The 18,872-nt window shown below is 57.0% G+C and carries 20 protein-coding genes; 6 read left to right on the top strand and 14 right to left on the bottom strand.

The genetic code is table 11. The annotated features are described in order from the left end of the window. Nucleotides 1–69: 69 nt before the first annotated feature. Nucleotides 70–2,004 carry an EAL domain-containing protein gene (locus tag AACZ86_RS12300; RefSeq protein ID WP_339692982.1) on the bottom strand — a complete coding sequence of 645 codons (1,935 nt, stop codon included), beginning with the start codon at nucleotides 2,002–2,004 and terminating at the stop codon, nucleotides 70–72. 547 nt (nucleotides 2,005–2,551) lie between these two features. Further along, complete coding sequence (gene dapB, locus AACZ86_RS12295) at nucleotides 2,552–3,280, bottom strand: 4-hydroxy-tetrahydrodipicolinate reductase (protein WP_339692979.1); 729 nt, start codon at nucleotides 3,278–3,280, stop codon at nucleotides 2,552–2,554. A 115-nt stretch (nucleotides 3,281–3,395) separates the two neighbouring features. Between dapB and AACZ86_RS12290 the strand changes: the two genes are divergently transcribed. The 4 genes from AACZ86_RS12290 (at nucleotide 3,396) to AACZ86_RS12275 (ending at nucleotide 6,772) form a co-directional block, all read left to right on the top strand. Beyond that, complete coding sequence (locus AACZ86_RS12290) at nucleotides 3,396–4,130, top strand: NAD-dependent deacylase (protein ID WP_339692975.1); 735 nt, start codon at nucleotides 3,396–3,398, stop codon at nucleotides 4,128–4,130. Nucleotides 4,131–4,140: 10 nt separating this feature from the next. Further along, nucleotides 4,141–4,479 carry a GFA family protein gene (locus AACZ86_RS12285; RefSeq protein WP_339692974.1) on the top strand — a complete coding sequence of 113 codons (339 nt, stop codon included), beginning with the start codon at nucleotides 4,141–4,143 and terminating at the stop codon, nucleotides 4,477–4,479. A 275-nt stretch (nucleotides 4,480–4,754) separates the two neighbouring features. Next, nucleotides 4,755–5,528: a hypothetical protein gene (locus AACZ86_RS12280; protein ID WP_339692973.1), complete on the top strand. Its 774-nt coding sequence runs from the start codon at nucleotides 4,755–4,757 to the stop codon at nucleotides 5,526–5,528. A 119-nt stretch (nucleotides 5,529–5,647) separates the two neighbouring features. Then, the gene (locus tag AACZ86_RS12275; RefSeq protein ID WP_339692971.1) at nucleotides 5,648–6,772 is read left to right on the top strand and encodes a hypothetical protein; all 1,125 of its coding nucleotides are present in this window, start codon (nucleotides 5,648–5,650) and stop codon (nucleotides 6,770–6,772) included. A 20-nt stretch (nucleotides 6,773–6,792) separates the two neighbouring features. On the opposite strand, the gene AACZ86_RS12270 is transcribed toward AACZ86_RS12275, so the two are convergent. From AACZ86_RS12270 to AACZ86_RS12215, 12 genes are all read right to left on the bottom strand, one after another. Continuing rightward, nucleotides 6,793–7,197 (bottom strand): MAPEG family protein, encoded by a 405-nt coding sequence (locus tag AACZ86_RS12270; RefSeq protein ID WP_335652383.1) that lies wholly within the window; start codon nucleotides 7,195–7,197, stop codon nucleotides 6,793–6,795. Between the two features lie 721 nt (nucleotides 7,198–7,918). Next, nucleotides 7,919–8,470 (bottom strand): PEPxxWA-CTERM sorting domain-containing protein, encoded by a 552-nt coding sequence (locus AACZ86_RS12265; RefSeq protein ID WP_339692968.1) that lies wholly within the window; start codon nucleotides 8,468–8,470, stop codon nucleotides 7,919–7,921. Nucleotides 8,471–8,982: 512 nt separating this feature from the next. After that, entirely contained in the window at nucleotides 8,983–9,516 is a 534-nt protein-coding gene (locus AACZ86_RS12260) for a fasciclin domain-containing protein (RefSeq protein WP_339692967.1), read from the bottom strand. A 174-nt stretch (nucleotides 9,517–9,690) separates the two neighbouring features. Then, a complete protein-coding gene (locus AACZ86_RS12255) occupies nucleotides 9,691–10,434 on the bottom strand; it encodes an anti-sigma factor (protein WP_339692965.1) in 744 nt (247 codons plus the stop codon). After that, on the bottom strand, nucleotides 10,427–10,972 hold the full coding sequence (locus AACZ86_RS12250; protein WP_339692963.1) for a sigma-70 family RNA polymerase sigma factor: 546 nt from the start codon (nucleotides 10,970–10,972) through the stop codon (nucleotides 10,427–10,429). Before AACZ86_RS12250 ends, AACZ86_RS12255 begins: the two co-directional genes overlap by 8 nt. Before the next feature lie 433 nt (nucleotides 10,973–11,405). Next, the gene (locus tag AACZ86_RS12245; protein ID WP_339692961.1) at nucleotides 11,406–12,209 is read right to left on the bottom strand and encodes a lysozyme inhibitor LprI family protein; all 804 of its coding nucleotides are present in this window, start codon (nucleotides 12,207–12,209) and stop codon (nucleotides 11,406–11,408) included. 25 nt (nucleotides 12,210–12,234) lie between these two features. Beyond that, nucleotides 12,235–12,396: a hypothetical protein gene (locus AACZ86_RS12240; RefSeq protein WP_339692959.1), complete on the bottom strand. Its 162-nt coding sequence runs from the start codon at nucleotides 12,394–12,396 to the stop codon at nucleotides 12,235–12,237. Between the two features lie 115 nt (nucleotides 12,397–12,511). Then, nucleotides 12,512–13,294, bottom strand: a complete 783-nt coding sequence (locus AACZ86_RS12235) for a HesA/MoeB/ThiF family protein (protein WP_339692958.1) — start codon at nucleotides 13,292–13,294, stop codon at nucleotides 12,512–12,514. 63 nt (nucleotides 13,295–13,357) lie between these two features. Then, nucleotides 13,358–13,804: a dUTP diphosphatase gene (gene dut, locus AACZ86_RS12230; protein ID WP_339692957.1), complete on the bottom strand. Its 447-nt coding sequence runs from the start codon at nucleotides 13,802–13,804 to the stop codon at nucleotides 13,358–13,360. Further along, nucleotides 13,804–15,066, bottom strand: coding sequence for a bifunctional phosphopantothenoylcysteine decarboxylase/phosphopantothenate synthase (locus AACZ86_RS12225; protein WP_339692955.1), 1,263 nt, complete (start codon nucleotides 15,064–15,066; stop codon nucleotides 13,804–13,806). Before AACZ86_RS12225 ends, dut begins: the two co-directional genes overlap by 1 nt. A 76-nt stretch (nucleotides 15,067–15,142) precedes the next feature. Beyond that, nucleotides 15,143–16,696: a 2-polyprenylphenol 6-hydroxylase gene (gene ubiB / locus AACZ86_RS12220; protein WP_339692953.1), complete on the bottom strand. Its 1,554-nt coding sequence runs from the start codon at nucleotides 16,694–16,696 to the stop codon at nucleotides 15,143–15,145. A gap of 11 nt (nucleotides 16,697–16,707) precedes the next feature. Further along, nucleotides 16,708–17,448 (bottom strand): class I SAM-dependent methyltransferase, encoded by a 741-nt coding sequence (locus AACZ86_RS12215; protein ID WP_339692952.1) that lies wholly within the window; start codon nucleotides 17,446–17,448, stop codon nucleotides 16,708–16,710. A 104-nt stretch (nucleotides 17,449–17,552) separates the two neighbouring features. Between AACZ86_RS12215 and mutM the strand changes: the two genes are divergently transcribed. After that, complete coding sequence (gene mutM / locus AACZ86_RS12210; RefSeq protein WP_339692950.1) at nucleotides 17,553–18,365, top strand: bifunctional DNA-formamidopyrimidine glycosylase/DNA-(apurinic or apyrimidinic site) lyase; 813 nt, start codon at nucleotides 17,553–17,555, stop codon at nucleotides 18,363–18,365. Nucleotides 18,366–18,477: 112 nt separating this feature from the next. Continuing rightward, complete coding sequence (gene rpsT / locus AACZ86_RS12205; RefSeq protein ID WP_176279717.1) at nucleotides 18,478–18,747, top strand: 30S ribosomal protein S20; 270 nt, start codon at nucleotides 18,478–18,480, stop codon at nucleotides 18,745–18,747. Nucleotides 18,748–18,872 lie beyond the last annotated feature (125 nt).

Genomic DNA, 18,872 nt, shown 5'->3' with positions numbered 1-18,872 from the left:
CCGGTGACTCACGGGAAGCCTCTCGCGCTTTTTCTATCCATTTTTGAACCTATTGTGTTTGCCGGTTGTTCAAACTGCCCGGGCAGCGGCAAAGTCAGTATCGTCCGGCCCGGTCCGCCCATTTGTCTTCCCGGTTCCGGTTTCTGGCGGGAGCGGTTGACCGGTGATCGGGCGTCGGGGAAGGCTGTCAATGGGTTCAACCTTTTCCAGTCCGCTACGCTGTGCGTGGTTCAGCAGCAATTCGGTCGCCGGCGCAGGCGCAACGGCGGGCGAGTACAAATAGCCCTGTCCGAGTTTGCAACCGATCTGGCCGAGCAAATAGGCCTGATCTTCGGTCTCGATTCCTTCTGCGACAACCCGGATGTCGAGCTTCCGCGCGATGTCGAGAAGGCCTTCGATAATCGCGATGCTGCGGTTGTCGAGCCGCAACTGGCTGACAAAGGATTTGTCAATTTTGATGATGTCGACCGGCACCGTCAGCAAATGGGTGAGCGAGGCAAATCCGGTTCCGAAATCATCCAGTGCTATCCGCAGGCCATGGGCGCGAAGCGACTTGATTTCTTGCGCAACAACCGGGTCATTCTGCCCGAGATAGACCGATTCCGTCACTTCGAGCACGACATGTTTTAGCGGGACATTCTCGCGACCAAAGGCGGCTTCGATGCGGTCGTAGAGCGTGCCGCTATGAAAGTCGGCAGAAGAGATGTTGATGCCGACATGCTGGAACGGGATGCCGCGGTCCAGCCAGGACCGAAGGTCAGCAGCGACCAGAGCCAGCATGCCCTGGGTCAGTTTGGCGGCCACATCCACGTCTGTCGTGGCCTGATGAAAGGCGCCTGCCGAGACGATATTGCCTTCCGGCGTCCGCAGGCGGCAAAGCGCCTCCATTCCGGAGATTTCCCGCGTGTCGAGCCGGATGACCGGCTGGTAATAGGCCTCGATCCGTCCTTCCCGCAGCGCACAGTCGACGTCCTGGATCACTTCGATCCGCTTCTTGATCGCGGTGCCGATGCCCGGCCAGTAGCGGACGAAGCCGCCGCGACCGGTTTCCTTGGCGTGATAGAGCGCAAAATCGGCATGTCTGTGGACGGTTTCGGCATCCTCATCGCCCGGCGAAAGCGCGGCCCCGCCGATAGTCGCGCGCGGCTGGATCATATGACCGCTGCAACTGGTGACGCTGCCCACCGCATCGAGAATATGTGATGCGGTTCTGTCCAGATTGGCAACCGCGCCGGCCTCCTGCAGGATCACCGCAAATTCGTCGCCGCCGAGCCGGAACACGTGATCAGGCAGGACATTCACCCGTATCCGCTGCGCCACATTCTGCAGCAGTTCGTCGCCGGCCTGATGACCGAATGTGTCGTTGATTGTCTTGAGATTGTCGAGATCCACCACCATCAGCGCCCAGGTGCCCGGCTCGTCGCAGGACAGGCGGCTTAGCGCCGTATCAAAGCTGGACCGGTTCGGCAGGTCGGTCAGCGCATCGATCGAGGCCCGCCTTTCCCGCTCGAGCGCCCGGTCGTGCTGCTCGAGCGCGATCGCGCAAAGATGGATGCAGGCGCTGACCAGTTTCTCTTCGAGCGGGTTCGGCTTCCGCTTCTGCTTGAAATAGAGCGCAAAAGTACCGAAGACGACACCCGCCGCATTTTCGACCGGCACCGACCAGCAGGCCTTGAACCCGGCTGGCAGCAGATGTTCCTTGAATCCGGTCCAGCGCGGATCATTGTCGATGTCGGTCACAATCACGGGTTCGCCAAGATAGGCGGCGCTGCCGCAGGATCCGACATTGGGGCCGATCATCGTCCCGGCAACCAGTTCGGAAAATATCGCCGGCAGGCTCGGCGCGGCAAGCGGATAGAGCAAGCCGCTGCGCTCGACCCGGAGTACCGAACAGGCGACGTCTGGCAGCAGCAGTTCGATTTCGTGACATAATCGCTCCGCCGTGACATCCAGCGACACTCCGGTAGCGATCATCTCCAGGATGATGTTTTGAAAACGCAGCAACTAATAGAACCCTTTTCCACGCGGAAAGATACCGGCTGAATTTACGATATCGGGGTAAAGATAAGATGAAGCGGCGTGTCGGCGAAATTCTTGTCTGGGAAATCATGATCTTAGCCGGGTTGATCTGTAAAATTACTGACTCGATACTCGCTCGGTCCACAAATTGCGGCGTTGAATCGGGCAAGGGGGCTGCGTTCTTTCAACCCCGTCACCGGGTACGGCCGGCGATATTCCTGTTGCCCGGAACTTGACAGCGGTGGCTTGTTTTATTTTCTGTAAACTTTGCCCTGAAGCCTCAGATTTCCGGTATTTCCAGGTCGCGAACCGGTCACCCAGTGTAATCTTAGCGTGACCTTTGCATTTGCTTCGTCAACGGGGTGGCCAGAACCATGCGGACAGCCGTCAACGCCAATATTATATCCAGTTTGTCAAAGAGCCTGCCGCGATCTTACGCGATGGGCGTGGATGTAGGACAGGGCTTTTCCGGGGCTTTGATAGCTTCTTGCTCATTTCAGAAGGATGTTGACTGCGAAGGTCAGAGCGATGCTTACAACCCCAAAACACCATCCATCCCGTACCGTCCAGCACTCTGCCCGACCAGCCAGCCAGCCGCCTTCACCGCGCCGCGCGCGAAGATCATGCGGTTTTCCGCGCGGTGGGTCAGTTCGATGCGTTCTTCGTCGCTCGCCAATATCACCGTGTGATCGCCGGCGACCGATCCGCCGCGCAAGGCGGCAAAGCCTATCGCTCCCTTTTCGCGCGCGCCGGCGATGCCGTCCCGGCCGCTTTCGCTGTGGTTGGCGAGGTCGATACCGCGGCCGCGTGCGGCGGCTTCGCCCAATAGTTTCGCGGTTCCCGAAGGCGCATCGACCTTGTGGCGGTGGTGCATTTCGACGATTTCGATATCCCAGTCATCGCCCAGCTTGCTCGCCGCCTGCTCGACCAATGCGGCCAGCATATTGACGCCGAGCGAGGTGTTGCCGGTCTGCAGCACGGGGATTTTTGTTGCGGCCTGATCGATCGCGGCGTGATGTGCGGTCTCCATTCCGGTGGTGCCGATGACGATCGGTTTGTTTGCCGCGACGCAGGCATCGAGCGTCGCCTGCAGCGCTTTCGGGGAGGAGAAATCGACCAGCACATCGCTCGCCGCGACCAGCGCCGCGACATCATCGCCCTGATCCGCTCCGCCGGCGTGGCTGTGGCCCGCTTCCTCTATGGCCGCGACCAGCGCCTGTCCCATGCGGCCCTTGCTGCCGATTATTCCGATGGCTGTCATTCTGCTTGTTCCCGTTCGTCCTGAGCGCGATCTCGTCATCCTGAACTTGTTTCAGGATCCACTTATCCTCTAAGCAGTTTCTATGAGACGAAATGGATGCTGAAACAAGTTCAGCATGACGAAGAAAGGCAATATGCTAGATCCTATCAACAATATCGTCATCCTCACCGGCGCCGGCGTCAGCGCCGAAAGCGGGGTCGCCACGTTTCGCGGGCCGGATGGCCTGTGGGAGGGGCACCGGGTCGAGGATGTCGCGACGCCGGAAGCCTTTGTCCGCGATCCCGGTCTGGTCCAGAAATTCTACGACGAGCGCCGCGCCAAGCTCAAGACCGTCGAGCCCAACGCAGCGCATCAGGCGCTGGCAAGGCTCGACAAGACATGGGCGGGCGAGCTGCTGCTGGTTACGCAGAATGTCGATGACCTGCACGAGCGCGCCGGGTCGGAACGCCTGCTCCACATGCACGGCGAGTTGAACAGCGCCTGGTGTCGCGCCTGCGACGCGCATTTTCCCTTTGAGGGCGTAATGGCGAGTGGGCCTGTCTGTCCGCATTGCCATGTGCCCGGCTGCCTGCGCCCGGACATTGTCTGGTTCGGTGAAATGCCCTACAAGATGGAGCGGATCGAGCAGGCGCTGAGCCAGTGCGATCTGTTCGTGTCGATCGGCACATCGGGCGCGGTCTATCCGGCGGCCGGCTTTGTCCAGACCGCCCGCTATCATGGCGCCCGCACGCTGGAGATGAACCTCGATCCGTCGGAGGGCAGTTTCCATTTCCACGAAAGCCGGATGGGCAAGGCGGGTGAACTGGTGCCGGACTGGGTCGACCAGGTCCTGTCGCACGGGCTGTGTTGAGGAGGCTGCCGTGAAAGGCCAATGCCATTGCGGCGCGGTGCAGATCATGGTGGCGACAGCGCCAGCCGAAGTGCTGCGCTGCAATTGTTCACTGTGCCGCAAGACCGGCTGGCGCGGTGGTTACTGGCATCCGGATGCAGTGGCGGTCGAGGCGGAGCGGGATGCGCTGACCCCATATGTTCAGGGCGACAGGATGATCACATCGTGGATCTGCAAGACCTGCGGCTGCTTCACCCGCTGGACCCCGATCACCGCGTCGCCCGAGCGGATGGGCGTGAACATGCGGATGTTCGAGCCGGAAGAGTGGCAGCATCTGCCGGTCCGGGACGTGGATGGAGCGAGCTTTTAGTCTGTGCCAGGCAATATGCGAACCCCTGTGGGTGATGAGTGTCTGGTTTCGAAAGCCCCTATCCATTTCGAACGTAAAAGGTGATATTACACTTGGGGTAATATTAAAATATTCCAAAGCAGCATATTCGATAACAACTACGGGTTTAATTGATCGGTAAGTAAGGATGCGATATTCGCTTCTGATATAGAGGGAGAGTTGTGGTGATATTTCGTCCTATCAAATGGTATAAAATATCTCTGGCAATGTCCTTGTTCATTCCATTGCTTGCGCCAATGACCGCATCGGCATCGCCGAACCCTGGGCCGGCTCCGGTAATGAAGTTGCCTGTCATACCGCAGCCGGTGAGGTCTTCGGCGCATCGACTTTCACAAGATGCTGTTCTAAGCGATGCTTCGCTGCAATCGCGAACTTATAATATCGATATTAAAATCCCGGACGACGAACTGATCTCTCTGATAAGAAAGCATCGGATGGATTGCGAATCTTATGACAGCCAGTGCAGCATCATCCAGTCCAGCTCAGATTTCGAAGTAAACGGAAAAAAGCCGGTAGCGGCAAATTATCCAACCAGACAACCGGTTTTGAAATTGGCGGCTGACCCAAAAATTGCGTCCGAGATAGTTGATGGCCTTACCGGTTCACTAACGACGGAATCGGGAGGAAGGCTCTCGACCGAATATCAAACCGAAAATTTGAATGAGACGATTAGAGAGCTAGAGGCCGAAGTCGAAGTCTACGAAAACTTGCTTGGGGACGGTCGGACCGAGAGTTCTGATCTATACCAGCAAGCGGCAATAGCAAAATTAGGCGCACAACTGAGCCGTTCGAAGCAAGCACTTGAAAGATATATGGATCTATCCCGACGAACAATAATATCGATCAATTATAATCGATCCCAGTATCGAGGCGGGTTCAACAGCGGATGGACATGGAACAAGATGATGCCGCCATTCATAATTGGTTCCATCATTCTGCTTTTGTTGATGGTCGGATATATAGTTTTCGCTCACCGGTCCAAAATGAAACAGCATGAAGAGAATATCTGACAAATAATATCATCCAACGTCGCTTTAGAGATAAAGCGGAAGGGGGGAGATCATTTGTTCAGTCTTCATATGGAGTTCGAATTATACCCAGTAATTCGCTACACAAAGGGAGCCTGACTTTGCGAAACCTATCGATCTGTCTGCTGTCGACAATCTATGCATTTGCGTTTGCGCCAGCCGTTTATGCTAAAACAGTCAATGAAACGGGCGTGCAGACGACGGTCAGCAGTCTGGCTGGAAACTATCGCCTCGCCGGGGTGATGGAAACCGCGGCAGAGCTCCAGCTTGACGCCGATGGCAGCTATAAATGGATGCTGATCGTCGGCAGTCTCGACCTCTATAGCGAAGGTAAATGGACGCAAAGCGGCGGGCAGGTGATACTCGGGCCGCATCGGTTCGACAAAGACACGCCGGTATTTGCGCTGGCGGGTGGTTATCCGTGGGGGAGCGAAGAAAGAGACGCGGCTTTTGCCAGCGAAAATATCCGGCTGAAAAACCGGGCGAAGTGGCAATGCGCTTTTCTTGACACGGGCGGCTATTACCAGTCGTCGGATGATCATGCCGCTGCGGAAGGGCTGACGCCGCTGCAACGTTTCGACGCGGCTGTTGAAAGCGAACGCGAACTGCGGGACGCTTATGAAAAGGCGATTGCTGCCTATTTTGCCCGCGACCTGTCCGACCCGGATGACAATCTCGAGATTTCCGCACGAAGCGCGAGACGGGACTGGGGCCGCGCGGTCGCAATTCTGGCCAGCAGCGCCCGCGCCGCCGGCAAGACCGCCCGCTATCAGCCGCCCTCGCTGCCCGCCGACTGTTTTTTCCTGTCCGATTATACGTCCGAATATGCGGGCGATGGATCCGGACCCCGGATCGACTGGAACGAGGGCGTCGGCATCTGGGTCAACCGGCGCGAGCGGCCCAATCCGCGTCTGGACATCGAGGCCGAATTCTCCTTTGCCGATGGCAGCGTCGATACGGCGAACAGCCATGAGCTGGGCTTCGCCTTCGCGCCCGCCGCCGATGAACGGCAGCTAAAGGCGATCAAGCTGAGCTTGCGCCACGACGGTTCGGAATATGCTTCGAGCTTCGATGTTCCGCCCGACCGGGAAGCGCGGGTCTTCGAAGTGAAGCTGGACAACCGGGTGTTTGTAAAGCCGCCGTTCAAGGAACTGCGGCTGGATATCTCGGGCGACACCCTGGTGCCCGCAGACGGCAGCGGCGGAGCCTATCTCAAGCGTGATTGACCTGCCGGTCCGGGCAGGATTTACAGATGCATCGTCACAAACAGAAACACGATCCACAAGGCCAGCGCGACCGTGGTCAGCCAGGTGGCCAACACGCCCAGTTGGCGAAAACGCGGGGAGCCGCCTTTGTGATGCTGTTTCATGCCGACGATATGGGCGACGCGACCGATCAGGAAGATCGCTGCGATGATCGTGATGCCGATATGATTGGCATTGGCCAGCTCCAGTATCGCGAGCATGATCAGGAATAGCGGCGCATGTTCCGACAGATTGGCGTGGGTGCCGCGGGCCGCCAGCAGGTCAGGATTGCCGCCGTCGCCAAAGCCGATCTCGGTCGCAAGGCGAACCTTGACCGTGGCATAGGCGCAATAGATCAGCAGCAAAGCGCAAATCGCGGCGGCGAGGCCGGTTACCGGTAATGTCATGATGTTCCTCCTGCGTTTTTTCTTGTCCTAGCCGATTTTGGACAAAGCGCAAATTGCGAGGGAGGGGAGGTTGCGTTCAGATGGCGGCTGGTCCGCTTCTATTTCGATCCCATTAGTTCGAGCGGCAGCAATTGGGTGGGAAGCAGACATTGAGCTTTGTTGAAGATTATGTCCGCTAATTTCAGAACGCGGGCATTAGCGCACAAATAAAAAACCCTGCAAGATTGCTATAGCGAGGCTTTAGGAAAATTTTGTTGAATGGGCTTAGCCGGTGTATTTATTCGCACGTCAATGCGCTATGAATAGGTGATTGAAGAAGATGCGATGCAGAGAGTGCTCTGCGTCCCATGACATTGTGAATTTCGACAATAGCGCATGAGATCGATACCAAACCTCTGGACACGGATTTGGTGGATCAAATGCCGTTCATGTAATTCACTCAAAAAAATCAGCGTCAAAAGGTTGATAAGTTACTTACATTTTTTTTTACCAACCCACCCAATTGGGTGGTGCGCACTCGCCCCCCCCCCCTCTGCTAGGTGCACGGCATGAGAAACAGGGATAGGTTTATGAGAAAAACAATTTTTACACTCGGTGTATCACTGGCGGTAATGACGACGGCTGGGCAACAGATACGGACAAGCGGACACTAGCGCTCAAACAAAAACCCCGCCAAAATCAACCGCCAGGACTTAGGAGCAAACTTGTTTTAAACTGTCGCTTAAGCGTAGCTAACTTTGACCTTCGCTCTACGCTGACGCCGCATTGCACCGCCAATAGCGCCAAAGCCAAAGATCATGAACGCCCATGTGGCTGGCTCAGGAACAGCACCAGCTACGTTAGAAATAGTGAGTATTCCGCCGCCAGTACCAGGAGTTGTAACAGCCTGAGTCAGGTTATATGTACCCAAATTGAATATGGGATTGGTCCTAGAACCGTCAAAAAGTACGGGGCCTCCAAAGCTGCCAAACCCGAAATTGGTAGCGTTAAGACCTAACTTGGAAAAGAAGCTGTTTCCAAAAGAAATTGAGGTGGCGGTATTTGAAGACCCGGCAGTTCCGTTGAACGAACCGCTGACATTTCGGTAAGTGATCTGCGATGCGCCAGCAAACAGTTGAGATGCATCTGGTGTTTGACCCTGCTCAAGCGAGAAATTGAAGCTTCGATCTCCGCCGACGAAATCGAACAATATAGTGGTCGCTGCGTTGGCCGGTGTGCCAACGGAAAAAACACTTATTGCTACAGGGATGAGAATTGCATTTTTTAGCTTCATCAACTTAACCTTTAGGTTCGAGGAAATAAAATTTAACAAATTGTTAACACTCGTAGTGACGTTTCAGGTCGCTGAAAGGTTTCACATCATCGCGTAATAAAAAATTTATTTACAAGCAGTTACACAAAATTCGGCGAGAATTCACCTAATACCATTTCGTCACACAGGTATTGCCGTGCATGAGTGCCCGTCAATTCGAGATTGGTGTTGCACGTTACGGTCACGTCGGCCCATGCTGGGCTGGCGAGTGTAATCACGCCAGTTGCCACTGAAATTATCATGGTCCGGCTGAGAAATTTGATATGTTTTGACATTGAAATCCCCTTCATTTTGCTGATGTGCCCGCAAAGCGGTGGTTCGCAAATGAAGGTAGGGAAGCGGACGCCAAAAAGACGCAGCGGGTGCAAATGGCGGCCATGTCTATTTTGCGAAAAGGGTGGCCGCCAAGCCCCTTTCGATCTTGTCTGCTCAAAATCATCCCGACGGGCGCTAGCCCGGAAGGGCGTGACGGTTCACGGCATCACAATTGCGTCGATTTCGTGGATGATCCCGTTGGACTGCATTACGTCCGCAATGGTGATATTGGCAGTGCCACCCTTTGTGTCGGTCAGCATCCAGCCGCCATTCGGGGAATGGGAGACCGTCAGCTTGGCGCCGGCAACCGTGGTCAGCTCGACTTTGCCACCCATCATTTTTGCCTTGGCAGCGAGATCGGCCGCAGTCAGCCGGCCTGGCACTACATGATAGGTCAGAATCTTGGTTAGGGTCGCCTTGTTCTCCGGTTTCAGCAGCGTCGCAACGGTGCCGTCGGGTAGATCGTCAAAAGCGGCATTGGTCGGTGCAAAAACCGTAAACGGTCCCGGACCGGAGAGCGTGTCGACCAGGCCAGCTGCCTGCACGGCGGCGACCAATGTAGTGTGATCCGCGGAATTGGCGGCATTTTCTATGATATTGCGGGTCGGATACATGGCGGCACCGCCCACCATCGGATTGCTGGTACCGGCGGCGGTGCTTGAACTGACCTCCCCACCGCCCTGGTCGGACATTGAGCAGCCGGAAAGTGACAGCGCAAGGGCCAAAAGAGGAAGGGTAGGCGAAGATATTGTTCGGAAAGACATAGAAAGTCCTTTCAGTTGCAATAGAATGATTGCGGCGAACCGGAAATATGATCCGGACTACGGGCAGCTACGCTACACAGCGCGAATTGGACGCAGGTTTTCTTAAATTTTTGAAATTGTTGCCGTCGCAATGATCGGGATCGTCGGTGCTTCGAACGGCGCTCCCGACGGATCTTCCATGGTCAGTGCCAGCAGCGAGCCGACCCGGACGAAGGACCGAAAAGCCGGATCAATATTGATTGATCCAGCCCTGTTGGTCGGCAATATTCCCAGGGCACGCGGTGTCCCGTCGGCAGGCACGACCCACAATACCGGGGCACCCTTTCCGGGAACGAGACCCGCGGTGCTCACGTTCATCTCGCCCGTGTCGGGGTCAAAACGGGTGGCTACAGAAAGGTCCGCCTGTTCGCCGGAGAGCTGGGCGATTATCTGCGCCGATGCCAGCTGCTGCACAGGATTTTCAGGGACAACCACCGGAGCCGGCCGGACTAATAACGCGAGCGCCAGCGACGCCGCAATCGCGCCAGCGGTCAGGGCTGCCACGCGCCAGCGATTCAGGCGGCTCCGGAAGGAAATCTTGGAAATATCATCATCGGCAGGCTCTGCGGACCGGGTATTCAGCCGTGCATTGATCGATTGCCAGACGTGATCCGGCGCCGATTGCGGCGGGATCACATCGAGCAAAGGCGCCAGCCGCTTTTCCCAAGCGTCGACGGCCTGCCTGAAATCCTGATCCGACAGGCGCAGACTCAAGGCTGTGGCCAGATCTTCGCCTTCAAGAAGGCCCAGCACTAGTTCCGCAGCCAGCTGCTCGGATTTGTCGAGTTCTTCAGGTAGATCAACCATCTTCAAGACACTTTTTCAAACTCATCAGGCCTCGTCGGATCCGGCTTTTCATCGTGCTGAGCGGGACCTCGACCTGCTTGGCGAGTTGGGAATAGGTAAAACCTCCGAAGAATGCCGAACGGATCGATCTGCTCTGTTCTTCGTCCAATTGTTCAAGGCATTCCATGATTCGGGCCTTCTGTTGTTTGTCTTCAATCACAACATCGCCCAATGGTGCATCGTCGGCTATGATATCGATCACAGCGTTATCATCATATTTTCTGCGACCGTTTTTCCGGAGCCAGTCAATCGAGGCATTGCGGGCGATAACCGCTAGCCAGGAAATCGGGCTATAGGTCCCCGCCTGATATTGATCGGCACGATACCAGACTTTGATATACACTTCCTGTAAGACATCCTCCGCTGCGCTTCTGTCTCCACAGATACGAAGACAAACGCCAAATAATTTCGATGAGGTCAGTTCATAGAGCTTCTCGAGTGCCACTCTTTCCCTGTTTGCAACACCTGCCATAATTTCGAGCAATGGCTCGCTGGTCATCTGTGTATCAGGTTCGGAATGATCCGTCGGTCTCATGTGTGCTAAATGAGTGGAAATTTTGCACTGTGCAATAACTTATTGTCCTCAGAGCCATTTTTAAGCTCGGCAGGAGTTTTCGCACTGAGCTTCTGCAATGACGAACTTCTCCTTGCTAAAAAGCGGTCCGAAATTGGCTTGTGAGACATTGCGTTGCTGGCTCCCCGAATTTTGGTTGATCGAAGATGCCCAAGTTGCGATCCGTCCGCCCAAAGCGGATATTTAATTGGATTGGGATCAATGTCCAAAACTGGGGCGTTTCCGGAACGTCTGTTTTCGTTTTCCATCCGATCAGCTCGAATGGCCGAAACTGGGCGCAAAGCGGAAGGGCGGGTTTCGAGGGGGAAATCGATTGATGCGGATTATCGGTCAGTCCGGCCCTGTTTGTAAAACATCTTCACCTATCCGGCGCACCCACAACCTTGACCGTAAATCCATCGCGCACATTCTCGATTTCATAGTCCGTCAGCGCCGGGCTGACGCCATATGCGCCGGTCCAGTCCATACGCCACCGCCGGTAGATCCACTCTCCCCCGGCACCGCCAGTCATGGCTTTGCTGACCACATCTCGTCCTACAAAAGACACACTCTGAAACTGGGCGCCGGTCGTGACGGTTAGATCCTCGATCGCGAATTTCCCGCTTTTTGCCTCTTTGACCATGTCTTGTTCTACCCGCAGATCGGGAAAAGTGATCCTTTCAGGATTTTTGCCGCGCTGCATGAAATAGACTTCATAATAGGGATAGGGCTTGCCCCAGCTTACCGGCACAGCAATCAGATAGGTGTCGCCTGCATCGGACCGCACGGCTAGCGGAACGCCCCCTGTGGATGGATCGGTTGCCGCCCAGGTTTCCAGCACATCCGCTAGGCCCGTCAGGCCTTCCATGTCAGCGAAACCGGGATCGGAATAGGCCCGCAGCGCTACATATCTGCTGGCATAGACCTCGCGAATACAAGGCACATCAGAATTGCACCCATCAGCGGCCCTTATCCAGGCTAGTTGCTCGCGGCGCAGGTTCCGGTCCTTGTCGCCTTCCCGTGGGTTTGTTTCCAGGGTGAGCGCCTCACCATAAGCCTTGTTCAGCATGGCATCGAGAGCAAGCAGACCGTCCGACTGACAAACGGCTTTTTCCCGTTCTGTCGCTACGGTTGTGCAATCAATAGCATGAGCCGCGTCCGAATAGCCTGCTAGAAAGCACATAAAAAACGGGAGCAGAATATATCGATTAATTGCCATGCACATTGCCCTTGAACCGGTCGCCTGCAGAAAAACCATAATCCTGCGCGGCGTTGGATATTCCCGATAACAAGGTTTCTGCTTTCAGGCGAGAGATACAGGGCAGGAATGGCCGCGACCGGGGCAGAGCCCTCCATTGCAGCCATCCCATATGGAATGGCTTCGGTTCGTTTCGGTGACATGGCGGACCTTTGGATCAGCTACTCACAACAGCACCGGCAGGTCTGTGGTCGGGCGAGTCGACGACCTGACCATGTTAGCGCCGATCAGGTTTTTGGTGGTGTGCCGCAGCTTTTGCAATGCGGGTCCTTGGGCAGGTTTATGCTGCGCATCGACGGTGCGAGGCCATCGAAAAGCTGGAGTTTTCCGGCCGGATCCTGGCCGAAGCCGGTGACCACGCGGATCGCTTCCATCGCTGCAAAACTTCCCATCAGGCCGACCATCGCGCCGAGCACGCCAACTTCGCTGCAATTGTCGCAATCATCGGGGTCGAGCGCGTCGCCGACGAAACAGCGGTAACAGGGCTTGTCCTCTTCCCAGCCGCGGAACGTGCCGAGCTGTCCCTGAAACTGGCCGATCGCCGCGGAAACCAGCGGGACGCGGTGAGTGACCGAGAGATCGGAGACCAGCAGGCGGGTCTGGTAATTGTCGGTGCCGTCGATAATCGCGTCAAAGGGCGCAAAAAATGCTGCGCCATCGTCTGAAAAATGCTGCGCGGTAAGCCTTTGATTAACCTTGTTTATTACAATCTCAGGGTTGAGTCCTTGCGCGAATTTCTCGGCCGCATCGACCTTCGCTTTGCCGATATCATCGGCTGTAAACAGGATCTGCCGTTGCAGGTTCGACAGAGAAACAACATCATCATCGACAATGGTAAGCGCGCCGATGCCCGCTGCCGCCAGATATTGAATCGCCGGACAGCCAATACCGCCCGCGCCGACCACCAATATATGGGCATCGAGAATTTTCTTTTGCCCCACGCCGCCAATATCCTTGAGCACGATATGGCGGGCATAGCGGTCGAGCTGTTCGTCAGTGAGCGAAGTCATGCCGGGTAACGGAAGAAAAAAATGGGACGGCAGCCTCTCAGCACGGGGTTTCTTTCGGTCAATCTATATTCCTGTCGAGCCGAAGCCGCCAAAGCCTCTCGCGGTATCATCCAGATCACCGACCTCGACCAGATTTGCCAGCTGCACCGGCGCGACGACGATCTGGGCGATCCGGTCGCCGCGCTCGATGATGAAATCCTCTTCACCATGGTTGATCAGGATGACTTTCAGCTCGCCGCGATAGTCGCTGTCGATCGTGCCCGGCGTATTGGGTATGCTGATGCCTTTTTTCAGCGCCAGACCGGATCGCGGGCGCACCTGGATTTCATAGCCTGCGGGAATGGCGAAGGCGAAGCCGGTTCCGGCCAGCCCGCGCTGGCCCGGTGCGATGGTCAATTCTTCTGCCGCACGGACATCCATGCCGGCCGAGCCGCTGGTTTCATAGGAAGGCAGCGGAAGGCCCCCGGCATGATCCAGCCGTTTGACAGCGATATCGACGGGTTCGAACATCAGGAAATTTCCTCGCTGATTTTTGCTATTAGCCGCCGCGCGACTTCGGGTTTTGGCAATTGCTCCCAGATTTCGCTGCCGGTTGCGGTGACGATCTGCACACTATTGTTGGTGCCGCCCATCACGTCTCCGGACACATCATTGGCGACAATCCAGTCACAGCCTTTTTTCGCCAGCTTCGCCCGGGCATGTTCGGCAACTTTCTCGGTTTCGGCGGCAAAGCCGATGAGCAGGCCGGGGCGCTGCGCGTGACCCGCCAGGCCCGCCAATATGTCGGGATTTTCGGTCAGCTTGAGCGGCGCGGGCGCATCACCCTTTTTCTTGATCTTCTGTCCGGACTGGCTGTCGGCGCGCCAGTCGGCGACGGCAGCGACCATGATTGCGATATCGGCGGGCAGGGCGTCGTGTACAGCCTTTTCCATTTCAAGCGCGGTCTCGACATCAACGCGCGTGACGCCGGTCGGCGTGGCAAGATGTACGGGGCCGGCGACCAATGTCACTTGCGCTCCGGCTTCGACCGCAGCGGCGGCAATGGCGAAGCCCTGACGGCCGGACGAGCGATTGGCTATATAGCGTACCGGATCGATCGGTTCATGGGTCGGTCCTGCGGTGATCAGGACATGTTTGCCGCGCAACGGACGGTGCCGGTCTGGAGCGAAGGCCGGCTGGCCGTCGAGCGGATTGCGACCCAGCCCGGATTCCTGAGCCACTAGCGAAGGTGATCCCATCAGCGCGCTAATCTCCGCCATCACCGCTTCCGGCTCCGGCAATCTGCCTGGCCCAAATTCGCCGCACGCCATGTCGCCTTCATCGGGCTGCATGACGATGATGCCGTCGGCTTTGAGCTGGGCGATATTGCGCTGGGTGGCGGCATGTTGCCACATCCGTACATTCATTGCCGGGACCGCCATCACTTGGGTATCGGTCGCCAGCAACAAAGTGGTCGCGAGATCATCGGCGATCCCGCCTGCCATTTTGGCGATCAGATTGGCAGTAGCGGGACAAATGACCACCAGATCGGCCTCGCGGCTGAGCTGGATATGGCCCATTTCGGTCTCGTCTTTCAGGCTCCAGAGCGTGGTGTGTACTTCATTCTCGGACAAGGCCGCCAGCGTCATCGGTGTGACAAATTGCGCGCCCGATTCGGTGAGCACACAGCGAACGGTCATGCCGGATTTCCTGATCAGACGGATCAGCTCGCTGGACTTATAGGCCGCGATGCCACCGCCAATGATCAGCAGGATATGATTTGGTTTTACCATCCTATCCGATTTAGGGGCAAGCAGGCCCAAAGCCAAGCGACATGTGTCCTCTAATTCGGACGCAGGTCCGGTTGGTTCATCCCCACAGGAACATAGCGGCGGCTCCGGCTCCGCCCGCCACAATCGCGGTCAGTGCATAACGCCAGAAGCCCCCGTTGCTCGACTTTTTCCGTTTCTCCCAGATCAACTCGACATCGGCCACCGGCGGTGGCGGTGGCGCGCCGCCCTGGCGGGGGAGCTGGGCATCGAGGCGCCGGACAATATCGGGCAGCATCATGATGGTGTCCAGGTCGTCATTGATCCGGTCGGCAATCGCTGCTTCCGGACCCAGTTCGCCGCGGATCCACTGTTTTACATAAGGTCCGCTGGCATCCCACATATTGATCGTCGGATTGAGGTCGGTGGCAATGCCCTCGACCATCACCATCGTCTTTTGCAGCAGCAGCAGATGCGGCTGGGTTTCCATGTCGAAATCGCGGGTGATCGCGAACAATCCGTCGAGCATATCGCCGACCGACAATTCGCTGACCGGTTTGCCGCGCATCGGTTCGCCGACCGCGCGCAAAGCCGTGGCGAAATCCTCCATGCTGTGATGATCCGGCACATATTGCGCTTCGAAATGGATTTCCGCGACGCGTTTGTAATTGCCGGTGGTCAGACCGTAGAGAATTTCCGCCAGCCAGACGCGGGCTTTCTTGTTGATCCGGCCCATGATGCCGAAATCAATGGCGACAATCGTGCCGTCGGCCTTCACGAACAAATTGCCCTGATGCATGTCGGCGTGGAAATAGCCGGCCTCGATAGCCTGCTTGAGGAACGTGTGAACCAGCCGGCTGGCGATCGAATCAAGATCATGGCCCGCGGCGACCAGCTCGTCCCGGTTCGATATTTTTATGCCATCGACCCAGTCGAGGGTCAGCACCCGGCCCGAGGTCCGGTCCCAGTCGATCGCCGGAGTCTCATATTGATCGACCTGAGCCATATGTTCTGCCAGCTCAGAAGCGCTGGCGGCCTCGCGCCGCAGGTCCAGTTCGCGCATAGTCCAGCGACGGAAGTTGGCGATGACCAGTTGCGGACGAAGACGCCTGGCCTCGCCGCCGAGAGCCTCGAGGTGGGCTGCAGCCCATTCGTAGGTTTCGATATCCCGGTTGAATTTCTTGATGATGCCGGGACGCAAGACCTTGACCGCAACATCCTTGCCATCCAGCGTGGTCGCGCGGTGAACCTGGGCGATCGAGGCGGCGCCCACCGGAACCGGATCGATATGGCTGTACAGCTCGTCCAGAGGCTTGCCGAGGCTCAGTTCGATCTCGTCGCGGATCAAATCGAAGGAGACGGGCGGCAGGCTGTCCTGCAATTGCAGCAGATCGCGCGCGGCCGCTTCGCCGATTACATCGGGGCGGGTTGCCAGCGTTTGTCCCAGCTTGATCGCCGCCGGACCGATGGCCTGCAGCGCAGCCGAATAATTAGGCTCCTTCGGCTGAAATGTACCGATGCGCGCGATGCGGAACAGGCGGCGGACTTGTGGCGGCGTCGCCTTGTGCTTCTCCAGATTGCGCAGCGCGCCATGTTTGGCGAGCGTGCGGCCCCATTTGAGCAGACGGAATATATGGGTGCGGGAACTGGTCATCGGATATGTGCTCAGGCTTTCCAGCCGCTGTGGATCGCGACCAGTCCGCCCATCATCGGTTCGACTTTGGTCTGGCTGAATCCGGCGGCCTGAATCATCGCCCGGAATTCTTCCATCGGCGGAAATTTCGCGATCGATTCGGCCAGATAGCGATAGCTCGCTTCGTCATTCGCCACAGCTTTGCCAACCTTGGGCAGGATCTTGTGGGAATAGGTTTCATAGACTTTGTCAAAGCCGGGCCATTTGGTTTGCGAAAATTCCATGCAATAGAAACGCCCGCCATATTTCAGCACGCGATGGGCCTCGGCCAGGGCTTTGTCGATATGGGTGACATTACGGATGCCAAAGACAATCGTATAGGCATCGAAATGTGCGTCGGGAAAGTTGAGCTGCTCGGCATCCTGCTGGCTCCAGACCATGCGCGTTTCGTCTTTGTCGAGCGCCCGTTTCACGCCCTCGGCCAGCATCTCCGCGTTGATATCGGCAACGGTAATATCGGCGCCGCTGTCGACCATGCGAAAGGCAATGTCGCCGGTACCGCCGGCCATGTCCAGGATAGTCTCGCCGGCGCGCGGCTTGACGCGGCGCACGAAGCGGTCTTTCCACAAGCGATGGGTTCCGGCGCTCATCGCGTCGTTCATCACATCATATTTGGAAGCAACGCTGGAGAAAACCGCACCAACCTTGCCGACCTTTTCGCTCTCTTCGACCTCTTCATAGCCGAAGGAGACGGTTTTGCTTTCGATAGCCATTTTTTGCCCGTGCTGATTTTCGTTGAAATCCCGAGTAGACGAGCCTTGGCAGCACTGCAATCACTCTATAGCTGCCTTTTTGACCGTAACGAATAAGGAACCTCATGCCAGAGCTGCCCGAAGTGGAAACAACCGTCGCCGGTTTGCGCCCTGTGCTCGAGGGCCAGCGGCTCACGCTGGTGGAGCCGCGCCGCGCCGATCTGCGCTGGCCGATTCCGGTTGATTTGCGCCAGCGGATGACCGGTGCGGTGGTGACCTCGCTCGGCCGGCGGGCAAAATACGGGCTGATCGAAACCGACAGGGGCGACGTGATGATCTTTCATCTCGGCATGTCGGGGCGCTGGCGGATTGATCCGGAAGAAATCGAGAAACATGACCATCTGCTGCTCGAGACCGATTCGGGGCACCGGCTGGCGCTCAACGACCCGCGCCGATTCGGCTCGCTGGACATCGTGCGTGCGGAGCTTCTGGACAGCTATAAGCCATTTGTGCTGATGGGGCCGGAGCCGCTGGGAGACGATTTTACCGCTACCTATCTGAAAGCCGCGACCAGGGATCGCAAGGCCCCGATCAAGCAATTGCTGCTCGACCAGCGCACGGTCGCCGGACTGGGTAATATCTATGTATGCGAGGCGCTGCACATGGCGGGCATATCGCCGGGCCTGAAGGGCGGTGCCATCTCCAGGCCGCGCTACGAACGGCTTGTTTTAGCGATTAAGCAGGTCCTGACCGCTGCCATCGCGGCCGGTGGCTCGTCGCTGCGCGACTTCGTCAAGCCGGACGGGGAGCTGGGATATTTTGCCAAGGACTGGCTGGTATATGGGCGGGAAGGAGAGGCCTGTCACTGCGGTGCGCCGGTGCTGCGCCGAGTCGATAGCGGGCGATCAACCTTTTACTGTTCGCAATGCCAGAAATAAGCGGTTCACTAAGCTATTGACGGGAATCGGCTCTCACGCTATTGCCCGCCATCTTGAGCCGGAAGCCATACGCAGCGCCCCGGCATTTAATTTCAGATTTTGAGGGTTTTTCATGGCTAATACGCCGCAAGCAAAAAAACGTATCCGTCGCAACACGCGCCGCACCGTGATTAATAAAAATCGCCTGAGCCAGATCCGTACCAAGATCAAGGCCGTGGACGCAGCCGTTGAAGCTGGCGACAAGACCGTAGCAGCCGCAGCCCTCAAGGCCGTACAGCCTGAGCTGGCACGCGGTGTGAGCAAAGGCCTCTATCACAAGAATACGGCTTCGCGGAAGTTCAGCCGTCTGACAAAACGGGTTGCCGCGCTTCAAACAGCGTAATCAGGCTACCCGGTTTAAAAAGAATAACCCGCCCGATTGTGGCGGGTTTTCTTTTGCGCGAGTGCCATTCGATTCGGCCCCAGGACCTTCGAGTGATCCTGTTTTTTCCTTGTGCAGTTGATCCG

It is taken from the genome of uncultured Parasphingorhabdus sp. (assembly GCF_963975735.1).
Taxonomy (GTDB): Bacteria; Pseudomonadota; Alphaproteobacteria; order Sphingomonadales; family Sphingomonadaceae; genus Parasphingorhabdus.
This window is presented reverse-complemented; position numbering and strand designations above follow the sequence as displayed.